This window comes from Streptosporangium sp. NBC_01639 (assembly GCF_045209755.1).
Classification (GTDB): Bacteria; Actinomycetota; Actinomycetes; order Streptosporangiales; family Streptosporangiaceae; genus Streptosporangium.
Window position 1 is genome coordinate 6,775,360 of the sequence record NZ_CP109272.1, and the last position, 12,768, is coordinate 6,788,127.

The window sequence follows — 12,768 nt, forward strand, 5'->3', positions numbered from 1 at the left end:
GCGTACCCTATTTTGGGAGCACGTTCTCCCGGGCGAAATACGCAGCCGCCCGCTTGAGGATCTCATTTTCCAGCTCAAGCTGCCGGGTTCGGCGCCGTAGATCGGAGAGTTCCTTCTTCTCCGCGCTGGTCAGCTGCGCACCGCCGTTGTCATCGGTGTCGGCCTGGCGCATCCAACTCCGCAGACAGGAATCGCTGATACCCAGGTTTTCAGCAAGGACAGAGACCGGTTTATCACCCTTACGGGCAAGTTCGACGGCACGCTGACGGAACTCGATCGGGTGAGGTGCAGGCACGAAGCACTTCCTTCCCAGCCGACACAGGGTCAACTCAGGTGAGGTGGCCGTGCTACGGGGGGAAGCTCAGCCGGAGCGGAGCAAGCTCATGAGATCTGGCGCAATGTGTCCGCATCAGGTGAGCTGGATGCCTTCGGTGGGTGGTCAGCCGAGGGGTAGGGCCGGCTGAGGCCGGTCGAGCCATTGCTTGTCGAGGCGTGCTCCGGTGCGGTGTTCCACCATCGCCATCACCCTGGTCTTGTACCTGGTCGGCGGCCTGTGCCGGCCGATGCCACGGAGAATCGCCGCCTCTTCCCGCAAGGAGCCGGGGTCGATGCCATGCAGCCAGTCGGGGTCGAAATCGAGCATCTGGGCCAGCACCTTCCCCTGGGCGGCATGAACGAGTATGCGTCTGCCGGTGATGTTCCAGGACACATGCCACACGCGGGCGTTCTCGCTGAGCCGCTCCAGAACGTGGGTATCTTCGGCGTGGCTGAAACCGGTCGCCTCGAAGAGCATCGTTGCCGCCCCTGCCCGGCCGAAGGAGACGACATCGGGTAAGCCCGGGTCGAGTTCGCCGAGTTCGGGACGGCTACCGCCGATCAGGCGTGTAGCGGCCTCCTGCGGAGAGACTCTCCCCGAGATGGGCAGGATGACGGTCCATGCCATCCCCTCCTCCAGCCATCCGACCTCTTTGATCAGGCGCCGGTAGTGCGTTACCGCGTGCTGGAGATCCATGGGTTCATTGTCGGGCACACCCCGGTCGCCTCCTTGTCCGCTGCGCCCGGGCTGGTGAAGCGCTCGCGGGCCGGCAGGCCGGGCGTGATCCTGTCGCTCGTGATCGGCTGTGTTGACGGTTTGCGGCCCAGTGTGGCGTACCACCGAGCGGAGCACGGCGGTGGGCGGGGGCGTCAGCTCTGGGTGAAGGCGAGCGGGACGCCGCAAGCGTCCTGGGCGGCGACGTAGAAGCCGTCCGGCGTGGCGTGGGTGGGGATCTCGTTGGTTTCGATGAGCTTGCGCGCGGCGGCCAGGTCGGTCACGGCGATGGTGTGGGCGGCCAGCAGGGGCAGGGCGGGCAGGGTGTGTCCGGGCAGCAGGTCGTCGAGCGCGGATTGCGGGACGATCTCCACTTGGCCGTGCCGCAGGGGCAGTACGTGCTTGGGGCCCTCGAACCATACGTCGGTGTCGAGCAGCTGCGCGTAGTGCTCCTCGTGGGTGTCCACCTCGTCGTCCGGGACGACCAGCAGCACGCTGTGCAGGCCGACCGCGCCGTTGGGGTGGTTGAGGTAGTGGGGCTGGTGGACGTACTGGGGGGTGAAATGCTGGGTGGCCTGCAGCGCGCCCTCGGGAGTGTGGACGGGGTCGATGCGAACGCTGTCGGCGCGGACGGTCCGCGGGCCCTCGGGGGTTGGCACCTCGCGCTCCAGCGCGCGGATTCCGGTGGAGGCCAGACCTGCGGTGCGCAGCCGATGAGCGGTGGCCTGGATGTCGCTGGAGCCGAGGGTCATCAGCAGCCCGCGGTAGGTTTCCCGCAGTTGGTGGACGCCCCAGGGGTCGGGTGCGGCGGGGTCGACGACGCCGAGTAGTTCGATGAACGACTGCCCGAAGTAGGCGCACCGGTTGGCGGTGCAGGTGGGCAGGAGGGGCCCGCCGGGCCGTTCGGCCAGCAGGTGGGGGGAGATCGGGCTGAGTGTGAAGCCGAGGGCCTCATAACGGGCCGAGGTCGCGGCGAGGTCGGTGGTGATGAGCACGGTGTGATCGATGTAGTCGATGTCGGGGGTCGTGCCGGACGCGTTCATGGTCGTTCCCCTCTCGGGGTCGATGACGTGCGGGTACGGTGTGCCGAGAAGTGATCGGCTCTGGTCACGTGGCCGCTGCGATGGCGGCGGCGACGAAGAGCAACTGCATGGCTGTGCGGGCGGGGAGCGGGAGCACCGGCTTTCCCGCCAGGGTGAGGCCGCGGCGCGCCGCCGAGACGTTGGCCGGGAACATGGCGATCAGGAGCAGCGCGAGCCCGATCGCGGCGAACGGCGCGAGCGGCGGCAGCAGCAGTCCGGCGGCGCCGGCCAGTTCCAGCACCCCGGTGATGCTGACCAGCAGGGCGGGCTGCGGGAACGCCGCGGGGATCATGGCGGCGAAGTCACGCCGCCATGAGGGCAGGAAATGCGGTACGCCGGTGACGACGAACATCAGGGCCAGGGCGCCGCGCAGCGCGGGCTGCCAGCCGTCCAGCATGTCGAGGCCGACCAGGCCCAGCAGTCGCAAGGCGACAAAGCCCCCGATCAGGGCGATGAACGAGACCATCTCCTCCTCCAATCTTGTCATCGACAAGATTGGAGGAGGTTCGCCATCTTGTCAATGTCCAGATATGGTGAGGGCACGTTACCCAGAAGGTCGTGCAGCGCGGAGGTGAGGAAGATCAATCAATCGGCCTACCACCACGGCAACCTGCGATCGGCCATCGTCGCCGCTGCCCTTCAAGCCATCGGCGAGTCCGGTCCCGCCGGATGGAGCCTGCGTGAGCTGGCCCGGCGCGCGGGCGTCTCACATGCCGCGCCCGCTCACCACTTCGGTGACAAGGCGGGGCTGTTGACGGCCGTGGCCGCCGAGGGGTTCGAGCTGTTCGCCGACAGCCTGGAACGCGCGACCGGGGACATCTTGGCGGTGGGGGTGGCGTACGTGCGCTTCGCCATCGACCACAGGCCCTATTTCGAGGTGATGTTCCGTCCGGAGCTGTATCGCGCGGACGATCCCGGCATGCAATCCGCGCGCGATCGTGCCGCCCATGTGCTCGTCACCAGCGCCGGCAGACTGTCGCCGAGCCCGGCGCAGGACAGGCTGACCACGATCGCCGCGTGGTCGCTGGCCCACGGTTTCGCCGGCTTGTGGCTCAGTGGCTCCCTTTCCGAAAGCGCCCAGGGCGATCCGGAGGAGATTGCCCGCTCGCTCATCCAGCTTGTCTTCGGCCCGCTGGGCGGAAACGTGTCGGAGTAAGAAGGGTCACGCGGCCTGAGGCGCCCCGCCTCGTGATCCAGCCCCCGACGATCCGGGGCGTCCCGCCATGCTCGACGGGAGTCCGGCTCGGCTCTGCGGCCGTAGGAAGATCTCCAACAGTGCGATGTCCCTGACCTGGCCGGGGTTCCAGTGCGGCCACCTGCGCGCCGCCGGTTCATGGCTGATCGTCGAATGGGCCGGATCTGCGTTCACCTGCTCGCGGGGGTGGATCCGCGGTCCGCGTCACGTTCCCGGGCGAGGCGGTGGCGCACCTGATCCCACGTGATGGGCAACTCCCCGGTGGGCACCGTCCAGAAGACGAACGTGGACTCACGCATCACGGCGCGCTTACGGCGCATGGTCGACTTGTGCGGCTCGGTAACGGCGTAGGCCTGCACGGCCGCTCTGTCTGTCCAGGCGGAGACCGTCCAGAAGGTGCGCTTGAACAACTCCGCCTTCAAGGCGACGCCCAGCGCACCCGGCGATCGACGGGCTTGACGCAACAATGTCACGGAGGCCATCAGGAAACCCGGAACCTGGCGCAGCGACTTCACTTCCAGGCGGGAGGCCATGACCAGGGCCTCGGGAGCGACGGGGGGTTCGACGCGGATCCATGGAATGGTGGGCATAAGGGGACCTTTCACGGCGAAGAACAAAGAGGTCGCACGGGGTGGGGTGGCCGCGTGTCGATCAGCGGCCGGTGGAACCAGTGCGGTAGCGCGACCGTCTGCTCGATTGACGACGGACATCAGGCCGGGAGCGCCGCACAGCGCAAAAAGACCTCGAAGCCGGCGATCAGGGCAATGGAGGGAACTATTCCCTCCTCTAATCTTGTCATCGCCAAGATTGGAGGAAGTTCCCTATCTTGTCAACGCCAAGATAGGGTGAGGGTCGTCACAGGGGCTGATCGAGCGCGGAGGTGAGACGATCAACCAGCCGAGCTACCATCACGGCAACCTGCGGCGCACCATGAGCCGGATATGGCGTGGGCCCATCTGTAGGCCAATGATCATGACAAGGCGCTCAAACGCATGATCGGTGCTGAGCGGACCGCATCACAGCTGACGCGTTTCCATCCCTCGGCCAGAAAACCGGTTCGCCGGTCCATACGGACCTGTCGGCGGATTCCGGAGCCTCTCCGAGGACTGGAAGTCGCGCTGGGCGGGTGTGGACGTGAGCGATCGTGTGCCTCGGTCGCGGTATTCAGTGATTCCTGATCATCGTAAGAAGGTGCGGCGTCGCCTCTTCCAGCGAGGAGAAGCATGCATCCGCCTTGCTCAGATCATCACGTGTGTGGGTGGTGGCCACAGCGATCACGGTGCATCCGGCCGCTTTTCCGGCGGTTATCCCATGAGGTGCGTCTTCGATCACGGCGCAGTCGGCTGGATCCACTGAGAGAAGTCCGGCCGCCTTGAGGTAACCCTCGGGATGAGGCTTTGACCGTTTGACGTCCTCGCCATAGATCTGCACCGTGGGCAACGGGAGCGAGGCGAGCCTGAAGCGGCGGTGAACCGGGCTTTGGCTGCCTGAAGTGACCAATGCCCAAAGGTGCTGATCCAGCTTGCCCAACAGGCTTGCAGCCCCCTGCGCCGCCGGGAAGGCATCACCTTCCCTGACCATCAGATCATTCAACACCTGGCGCTCGGCGACGGGATCGAAGGTGGGTGCGACATCGAGAATGGTGTCTTCGGGCCGACGGCCGTGGGTGAGACTCCACACCCGGTCTCGGTCCAGCCCGCGCATGTCAGACCAGGCGTCCCAGATTCGCCGGTGCGTCGCGCCGGAATCCAGCAACACTCCGTCGACATCGAACAGGAAAGCTTTGATCGCCATGGATCAGAGGGTGTCATAGGCAGCCGGGACGAAGCTCGGTGAGAACAAAGCACCAGATCGTCGATCACCCCCAACCCTGTGCGGTAGCCGGTTGGAGAATGTCCACTTCTTTGAGCTGGGCAGGAAGTTATGGTGAGACGCCGCGCGACTGCGACGAGGAGCCGAGATGACCGGAAGTCTGATCTAGACGCGGCGCGCGAGGACGATGATCTCGCGACTGGTGTCGGTGACAGGGCCGCGGTGCCAATCGCCGTATTGCGCCTCGATGGCGAAGCCGGCCTCGGCCAGGAACGCCCCCAGCGTCGGCACGTCCAGAAAACGCAGGCTCGCGCGGTCGACACGCAGGACGGTACCGTCCGAGTCGCTGGTCGTCTCGGTGAACGTCACGACGTCGCCGAGGACCGACTCGACGTGGTGCGCCACATGCAGTTTGCGGCCGGCCGCGTCCATGACCTCGGACGCGTTCGACGGATTCCACTCCTCCCACGCGCGAGCCTGAGGGTGGCGCGTCTCGAAGGCGAACAGGCCACCGTCACGCAGCGCCGCCCGGATCGCGGCAAGCGACGTGCGCAGCTCGTCGTCGCCCACGAGGCATTGGAACGCGTGACTGACCATGGTCACCAGGTCGAACTCTCGCTTCCAGGCCACTTCGGCGGCAACGCCGACGACCCACTCGATGTCGGTGCGCCGCCGAGCCCGCTCAAGCGCCGCCCGGTCCGGATCCAGCCCGACGAGCCGCCCGGAATGCCCGTACTCGCGCGCCTGGTGCAGCATGCTGCCGGTGCCACAGCCCACGTCCAGTACGGCGTCCGCGGCCATCACGAGATCGTTGTAGAACGCATCGCCGGGATGCCGCACGGCATCCCACGGATTCAGCAGGTCGTACAGCTCGGCTGCGTCGGCGTCGGAGAACATTCCCGCAGTATCCACGAACGGCCGATGACCCGCATCTGAGTTCCTGATCGATCCCGCGTGGCGGCGTACTACTCGCGAACCACGTAGCGAGTGTGCTCCCCGTTCATCCACTCCCTGTCCAGTTCCCGGCCCGTCACCCGGCCGACCAGCGCCAAGATCGATACGTCAGGCACGCTGCCCCACCGCTCTCCTGGGCGATGGACGGTGAACCCCGTGGCGTAGTGCCCGTTGACCGCGTAATTCAGCTCACCCGGATTGCGGTGGCGGCCGGCCGGGATCGCCGACGGGGCCTCAGATGGAGAAATTGATGACGCGCTCCGGCACCACGCGGACGATCAGGCGGATCACGTCGTCGGGCTCCGGCGGCGGGTCCTCGCCGAGGTATTTGTGCGAGAGCCTGTGCGGCAACGCCTTGTCTCCGTCCTCGACCAGTTCGGCGGTGCCACGGATCTCCACGGAGTTGTACGGGTTCTCGGTCTCGAAAACCGAGACGCTGATCCGCGGGTCCTTGGCGAGGTTGCGTGCTTTTCGCCGCCCGGTGGTGGTGGAGAACAGCACCGTGTCGTCTTCGCGCAGGATCCACACCACCGAGGACTGAGGTCCGCCGTCCGGGTTGAGAGTGGCGACCGTTGCGAAGTTCCTGCCGTCGAGCAGCTTGCGCGTCGTTTCGTTGAACGTGACTGTCACAGCCTGGTCCTTCTCTTGAACTTTCATGATCGACCTTCCTTGAGGGCGCGGTCCGGCCGGAGTGTTCAAACGCCTGCAGTCGTCAAACGTGCCCTCAGAGGATCATTTGTTACGGGGACCATCGTCTGTGACCAGGGAGTGCCGGCGGAAGGAGGCAGTTTTATGTACCAGCGGAACATCTGTGTGCCCGACCAGGTCAACAGCGCGGAGGCCTGCACGATCCTTGACGTGCTCAACCGGGTCAGCGGATGAGCGGCGGGACCGGCCAGGCCACGTCCGGAGTCGAGCTGGGAAGATCGAACGACCGGGTGTGATGCTCGTACGCGCTGCTCTAGAGGGCGGCGAGGGCCTCGCGGGCCTCGGCGGCCACCGCGCGGCGGGCGCCGTCCTCGCCCAGCGTGAGGACGTGTCGCAACGCCAGGCCGTAGGCCCGGCCGAACGCGTCCTCGGCCGTCGTCTCGATGTCCGGCGCCACGCCGACGCCCTCCCAGTTGTCACCCCTGACCGGGTTGACGGCGCGGCCCGAGGGGACGGCCGACTTCAGGTGCGGGCCGACGCGGTAGCGGGTGCCGGGGTTGGCGCCGCCTCTGGTGCGCTCGCCGACGATCGTGGCACGCTCACGGGTCTGCAGGTTGTAGGCGAATTCCTCGGCTCCGGAGAACGTCAGCGGGCCGGTCAGGACGTAGATCGGTTTGTCGGGGCCGAAGCGCGGGCCGGGGACGTAGGGCAGGGTCCAGGACTGGTGGTTTTCGCCGGTCGCGCGCCAGTAGATGGAGTTGAGGTGGGTGGGCTCGTCGAAGCCGAAGAGGTAGCTGCAGATCAACGCCACCATGCCGGGCGAGCCGCCCAGGTTGCGGCGTACGTCGAACACGAGCGCGTCGGTGTCGGCCACCAGCGTCATCGCCGCCACCGCCCGGTCGCCGGCCAGTTCGGGCAGGCAGAACGTCGTCGTGTCGATGTATCCGATGTTTCCCGGCAGGCACTCCACGCGGGCGAAGCCGTACCCGGACAGCGAGATCTCCGCCCGGTACAGGGCGGCGTCGACCGGGTCGTCGACCGGCACCTCGTCGATGCTGTAGATCAGCCGTAGGTGCTTGTCGCCGTTGACCGACTGGAGATCCTCGGTCACCGCCGCGGCGAAGGCCTCGTCTCCTGCGATCTCGTCATAGGCGCCTGCGTTCAGCCGCTTCCGCAGGATCTCCGCGACCTCCGTCCCGACCTCGGGGAAGACGTAGCGCTCGACCAGTTGCGCGCAGAGCGCCTCAATCTGTGGGGACCAGTTCATAGCCACGGACTTTAGTGTCCCGACCACGATTCCGGACTTCCAGGTCGAGGTCGCGGACCACCCGGACGGTCCGCCGGGCCGGACGGCCGCCGCACGGTGTTTCCCGGGCACCACGCGCACCGTTTCCCGGGCACCGCGCGCACCGTTTCCCGGGCACCGCGCGCCGTTTCCGGGCACCGGCGGAGCGAGAGCCTACGGTTCCACCAGGCACCCGGCGCCGGCGACCCCTATCGCGAGCTCCTTGCCCGACCTGCCCAGCACGCGGATGGCGTTGGTGTCGCCGGAGTAGGCCACTTCGGCTGCGGCCTCGCATATCCGCTTGGCCGCGGCGGTCTCCCCGTCGTCGAGGCCGGTCTCGACCGACACCGACGTGCACTGGCCCGCCACGGTCACCGATTCGACCGCGGCTCGCCGGATGTGCTGCTCGACCGTGCCGGCGATCCCGCCGCAGGAGTCCCGAGCCGGTGACGCCGTCACCGTCTGACGGTCCTGGACCTGACCGTCCGGTGCCGACGTGGCGTCGGATCCGCCACCGCAGCCGGATGACAGAAGGGTGAGACCGAGGGCCGATACGATGAAGCATTTCTTGGTCGTCATGGCGTGACCGTACGACCGGCCGCTTGCAGGCTGATTTCCTATTTGTCCGGGACGGGCGCAGGCGTTCCGGCGGCGGGCCGGTCCACCTCTCCAGGCCGTGAGTCGGTACGGCTTCCGCCCCGGCGGGCGGAAGCCGTACACCCACGCGGACCGGCGGGCGCCCGGTCCCACCTTCAGGATGGAGAGCCGACCGCCCGCACCGCCGACCGCACGATCTCTTCCAGATGTTCGCTGTGCGCGCCTCGCCAGTAGATCCGGCCGCACTCCGGGCACCGGCCGTAGGCGTCGTAGGAGCGCCGGGTGCCGGCCTCCAACCGGCGCTCGATCTCGCCCTTGTCGACGGGCGTCAGCTCCCCGTTGCAGGCCGTGCAGCGGGTCCACGGCCGCAACGGCGGCGCGAACCGTTCCAGCAGGTCGCCGAGCTGGTCATCCGGCCTGATGCCCCGCACGTAGGCGCCGAACCAGAGCGCCCGGCGGCGCAGCAGGCCGTGGTCCTGGGTCAGCAGCACGCGGCGTTCGGCGTTCGCCTCGACGACCAGTGAGGGATCGTCCATGTCGTTGTGGTAGCTCGCGTCGATGCCCAGCAGCCGGAGCCGCCGGGCGAGGGTGCCGAGATGGACGTCGAGCAGGAAGCGGGGCGCGAGCTGCCCGGGTTCGAGGGGCACCCGCTGGGGGCGGGGTACGGCGTGAACATGGACCACGTCACCGGCGGCCGGCTGGTAGGACGGGCCGGTCAGCACGCCGTCGACGGTCATGGACCCCACCTCCGGCAGCGGGACGCCGACCGACTGCACGACGTGCCCCAGCGTCGACGTCCCGTCGGACGCCACCCGCTGCCACTCATGTCGGCGGCTCGTGGGCAGGAACAGTAGCAGTTCGCTGTCGATACGCAGGCACACGTCAGGTTCGACCACCCTGTCAGCATGCCATCCCGGCGGGATCCGGCCCTCCTCGAAGGCCGGGCGTTTCGAGGGCGGCGGCCTCCCGGCCGTGGCGTACCCCTCCGGCGGCGAGCAGAGGCCGCTCCGGGGGAGGATCGCCGGAGTTCTCCGGCGGTCACGGTGATCCGGTCACCGAGGCGGTGGCCGTAGCCGGCCGGAGCCGGGGACGGGCAGGGGTGTCGCCGGGGTCGAGGAAGGCGTGGCACGCGCCCAGAGTTAGCGGTGGGCACGACCGTGCCCACCGCGACGTGGGAAGGATTACCGTGAGATCCAGAGTTCTGGGAGGCGCGGCGCTGTCCGTGGCGCTGTTGTCCGGCGTCCTGTACGCCCCGGCCGCCACGGCCGCTCCGGCGGTCGCCGCCGTGGGATGCGTATGGCAGGCGAGCGCGCTGCCGCTGCCCGCCGGCACGACGTCGGGCACGGTCTCGGTGACGGACGATCAGGGCGGCTACGCCGGTACGGCACAGGGCGCCGACGGGAAGCGCCGGGTGGTGGCGTGGAAGAACGGGACGACCACCGATTACGGGACGGGGACCGTCCGGACCGTTGTGGTGGGGCAGAATCCCGCCGGGACCGTCATCGGCGTCAACCCCAGTGGCAGCACGCTCCCCAGCAGCGAGGGCTGGCGCACCCGTAACGGCAAGATGGAGCCGCTGCCGAAGCCGCCCGGTACGTACGTCTCCACTCCCAGGGCCATCAAGGACAACGGCGACATCATCGGCTGGGTCTGGGGCAACATCGACGGTGTCTACCAGACCATCCAGGTGCGCTGGCCCGGTGGCCAGCCGGACAAGTTCGAAGCGCTGCCCGCCCTTCCCCAGGACGGCGTCCTCGTGGGGATCGACGATGACGGCACGATGCTGCTCAACTTCAACGGCAGCCAGGGGACGTACGCGGTGGGGCTGCTGCGCGACGGCGTGACCACCTACCTGCCCACGGTGCCGGGGGCGACGCGCACCATCGTGCGCGACATCTCCAACGGCCGGGTGGTCGGCGACGTCACCCGCCAGGATTCCGCGGGCAAGTACTACTCCGACGGCGTGATGTGGGACAGGGACAGGAGCCTGCACCTGCTGCCCGGCACCAGTTCCGCCGAAAGCATCAACCGGAACGGCCTGATCAAGGCCAGCTCCGACGAGGGGGCGAACTACAGCTACTACAACAGCATCTGGCGGCTCTGGACGTTCGACTCCATCCTCGGCGACGCCGACAGCAACGCATACGTCGTCGGGAACGACGAAACGATCAGCGGTTCCCAGCCCATCCCGAACACCACCAACACCCGGCCGACGGTCTGGCGCTGCGGTCAGTGAAACCGGAGCGGGGGTGTCCGGTGAACCGGATGCGCCGTCAGAAGGTCCACGGGCCGTGGTGATCTGACGGGCCGTGGACGGGGCGGCCGGCCGGTCGGCGCCGGCCGCCTGTCACCGGGAGGCCGGGACGTGATCACCGGACAGCCGGGCCAGCTCGTCAGGGGTGAGGAGCAGTTCCGCCGCCGCAGCGGAGTCGCGGATCGTCTCCGGACGGCTGGCACCCGGAATCGGGACGACCACCGGGGACCGGGCGAGCAGCCAGGCGAGCGCGACCCGCTGCGGGCTCACGGCGCGTTCGGCGGCGACCGCGTGGAAGGCGGTGTCCGGGGAGGCGAGCCGGGAGGGACCGTCGAGGGCACTGCGGGAGACACCGCCCAGCGGGCTCCACGGCAGGAAGGCGATCCCGAGCTCCTCGCAGAGCCGCAGCTCCGGCGCGCTGTCGCGGACGGCGGGGGAGTAGCGGTTCTGCACCGACACGAGCCGGTCGCCGAGGATCAGGCGGGCCTGCCGGATCTGCTCGGTGGTGACGTTCGACAGCCCGGCCATCCGGATCTTGCCCGTGTCGAGCAGGTCGCGCAGCGCCCCGACGGACTCGGCCCACGGCACCGCCGGGTCCGGCTTGTGGAGCTGGTAGAGGCCGAGGGACTCCACACCGAGCCGCCTGAGCGAACCCTCGCAGGCGCGCTTGAGATGGTCGGGGGTTCCGGTCACGGTCCACGAACCGTCGCCCGGACGCCCGCGTCCCCCCTTGGTCGCGACCAGGACCGAGGCCGCGCCGGGACCGTAGGCGGCCAGTGCCCGCGCGATCAGCTCCTCGTTGTGGCCGACTTCGTCCGCGTGCCACTGGTAGGAGTCGGCCGTGTCGATGAGGGTCACCCCGGCATCGAGCGCGGCGTGGATCGTGGCGATGGCCCGGGCCTCATCGGGTCGCCCTTCGATGGACAGCGGCATGGCGCCCAGGCCGATCGCGCCTGTCCGGATGTCGCCGATCCGACGGTTCCGCATGTCAGGCCTCCAGGCTTTCGGTGATGGCGTCCGGCAGCCACTCGGCCGCCTTCGAGAAGGTGAATCCCAGCCGGGTGGCCCGGCCGTTGTCCATGGCGTAGTAACGGTCGAAGGAGTACGGCGAGGCGTGCCCGTCGCCGGACACCTGGTAGACAGGCTCCCTGCCCACGCGTGCCGCGACGAGCGAGCACAGCTCGGTCACGCTCAGCTCGCCGTCGGAGCAGGCGTTGACCGGCCCGGTGAACTCGGCGCCGGCCGCCCAGTACAGCAGTTCGGCGATCTCCCGGTCGTTGACGAACGAGGTCGGGAACGGGTCACGGTGGATGACGACCGGCTCGCCCGCCGCGACGCGCCGCACATAGTGCGTGAGCCGTCCGGTGAAGTCCCGGCCGCCGCCGCCGAGGACGTGCGCGCTGCGCACGCTGACGTACGGGAAAACGGGATCGCGGGTGAAGACCGCCTCGGCCTGGCGCTTTCCCTCGGCGTAGTCGACGGCCTCGTCCGCGGTGTGGACGGGCCGGGCGGGCCAGACACCGGGGTCCACGGACCGCTCGGTGACCGCGACGCCCGGCCGGGAGGGCCGTAGCAGGTCGGAGGTGGCCGGGTCGTACACCTCCATGGTCGAGGTCATCACATAGCGTCCGGTGCGCCCCGCGAAGACGCGCCGCGCGATGGCGGCCTGCTGCGGCCGGTAACAGACCTGGTCGAGCACCACGTCGAAGGTCCGGCCCGCGAGGGCCGCGCTGAAGCCGTCCTCGTCGTCACGGTCGGCGATGACGTGGTCGACCCCGTCCGGCGGGGCACTCGAACCTCGGTTGACGACCGTGACCCGGGCCCCGGAGGCGCGCAGCAACTCGATCAGGTGTCTTCCGAAGTAGCGGCTGCCGCCGATGACGCACACGTTTCTCATGCGCTCAGCCTGCC

15 protein-coding genes are annotated in these 12,768 nt (G+C 68.5%); 2 read left to right on the forward strand and 13 right to left on the reverse strand.

Annotated features, from left to right (window positions below):
- Positions 1–7: 7 nt before the first annotated feature.
- From OHA77_RS30850 to OHA77_RS30865, 4 genes are all read right to left on the reverse strand, one after another.
- A complete protein-coding gene (locus OHA77_RS30850; RefSeq protein ID WP_406312792.1) occupies positions 8–295 on the reverse strand; it encodes a transposase in 288 nt (95 codons plus the stop codon).
- Between the two features lie 144 nt (positions 296–439).
- A complete protein-coding gene (locus OHA77_RS30855; protein WP_406312889.1) occupies positions 440–1,012 on the reverse strand; it encodes a hypothetical protein in 573 nt (190 codons plus the stop codon).
- A 173-nt stretch (positions 1,013–1,185) separates the two neighbouring features.
- Complete coding sequence (locus OHA77_RS30860; RefSeq protein WP_406312890.1) at positions 1,186–2,073, reverse strand: VOC family protein; 888 nt, start codon at positions 2,071–2,073, stop codon at positions 1,186–1,188.
- Between the two features lie 64 nt (positions 2,074–2,137).
- Positions 2,138–2,599 carry a DoxX family protein gene (locus OHA77_RS30865; RefSeq protein ID WP_406312891.1) on the reverse strand — a complete coding sequence of 154 codons (462 nt, stop codon included), beginning with the start codon at positions 2,597–2,599 and terminating at the stop codon, positions 2,138–2,140.
- Positions 2,600–2,683: 84 nt separating this feature from the next.
- On the opposite strand from OHA77_RS30865, the gene OHA77_RS30870 reads away from it, so the two are divergent.
- Positions 2,684–3,268: a TetR/AcrR family transcriptional regulator gene (locus tag OHA77_RS30870; RefSeq protein WP_406312892.1), complete on the forward strand. Its 585-nt coding sequence runs from the start codon at positions 2,684–2,686 to the stop codon at positions 3,266–3,268.
- Positions 3,269–3,477: 209 nt separating this feature from the next.
- On the opposite strand, the gene OHA77_RS30875 is transcribed toward OHA77_RS30870, so the two are convergent.
- The 7 genes from OHA77_RS30875 to OHA77_RS30905 all read right to left on the reverse strand — a co-directional run bounded on the left by OHA77_RS30875 (position 3,478) and on the right by OHA77_RS30905 (position 9,499).
- Positions 3,478–3,897, reverse strand: a complete 420-nt coding sequence (locus OHA77_RS30875) for a DUF3291 domain-containing protein (RefSeq protein WP_326824662.1) — start codon at positions 3,895–3,897, stop codon at positions 3,478–3,480.
- Between the two features lie 574 nt (positions 3,898–4,471).
- Positions 4,472–5,101: an HAD-IA family hydrolase gene (locus OHA77_RS30880; RefSeq protein ID WP_406312893.1), complete on the reverse strand. Its 630-nt coding sequence runs from the start codon at positions 5,099–5,101 to the stop codon at positions 4,472–4,474.
- Positions 5,102–5,284: 183 nt separating this feature from the next.
- Positions 5,285–6,016 carry a class I SAM-dependent methyltransferase gene (locus OHA77_RS30885; protein WP_406312894.1) on the reverse strand — a complete coding sequence of 244 codons (732 nt, stop codon included), beginning with the start codon at positions 6,014–6,016 and terminating at the stop codon, positions 5,285–5,287.
- Between the two features lie 291 nt (positions 6,017–6,307).
- Positions 6,308–6,730, reverse strand: a complete 423-nt coding sequence (locus OHA77_RS30890; RefSeq protein WP_326824658.1) for a PPOX class F420-dependent oxidoreductase — start codon at positions 6,728–6,730, stop codon at positions 6,308–6,310.
- A gap of 304 nt (positions 6,731–7,034) precedes the next feature.
- Positions 7,035–7,988, reverse strand: a complete 954-nt coding sequence (locus tag OHA77_RS30895; RefSeq protein ID WP_406312895.1) for a S41 family peptidase — start codon at positions 7,986–7,988, stop codon at positions 7,035–7,037.
- Between the two features lie 192 nt (positions 7,989–8,180).
- Positions 8,181–8,585 carry a hypothetical protein gene (locus OHA77_RS30900; RefSeq protein WP_406312896.1) on the reverse strand — a complete coding sequence of 135 codons (405 nt, stop codon included), beginning with the start codon at positions 8,583–8,585 and terminating at the stop codon, positions 8,181–8,183.
- A 173-nt stretch (positions 8,586–8,758) separates the two neighbouring features.
- Entirely contained in the window at positions 8,759–9,499 is a 741-nt protein-coding gene (locus OHA77_RS30905; RefSeq protein WP_406312897.1) for a Mut7-C RNAse domain-containing protein, read from the reverse strand.
- Positions 9,500–9,789: 290 nt separating this feature from the next.
- On the opposite strand from OHA77_RS30905, the gene OHA77_RS30910 reads away from it, so the two are divergent.
- Positions 9,790–10,839 carry a hypothetical protein gene (locus OHA77_RS30910; protein ID WP_406312898.1) on the forward strand — a complete coding sequence of 350 codons (1,050 nt, stop codon included), beginning with the start codon at positions 9,790–9,792 and terminating at the stop codon, positions 10,837–10,839.
- 111 nt (positions 10,840–10,950) lie between these two features.
- Here the strand turns inward: OHA77_RS30910 and OHA77_RS30915 are convergent, their stop codons facing one another.
- Both OHA77_RS30915 and OHA77_RS30920 read right to left on the reverse strand, forming a co-directional pair.
- Entirely contained in the window at positions 10,951–11,844 is an 894-nt protein-coding gene (locus tag OHA77_RS30915) for an aldo/keto reductase (protein ID WP_406312899.1), read from the reverse strand.
- A gap of 1 nt (position 11,845) precedes the next feature.
- Complete coding sequence (locus OHA77_RS30920) at positions 11,846–12,754, reverse strand: NAD-dependent epimerase/dehydratase family protein (protein WP_406312900.1); 909 nt, start codon at positions 12,752–12,754, stop codon at positions 11,846–11,848.
- Between the last annotated feature and the right edge of the window lie 14 nt (positions 12,755–12,768).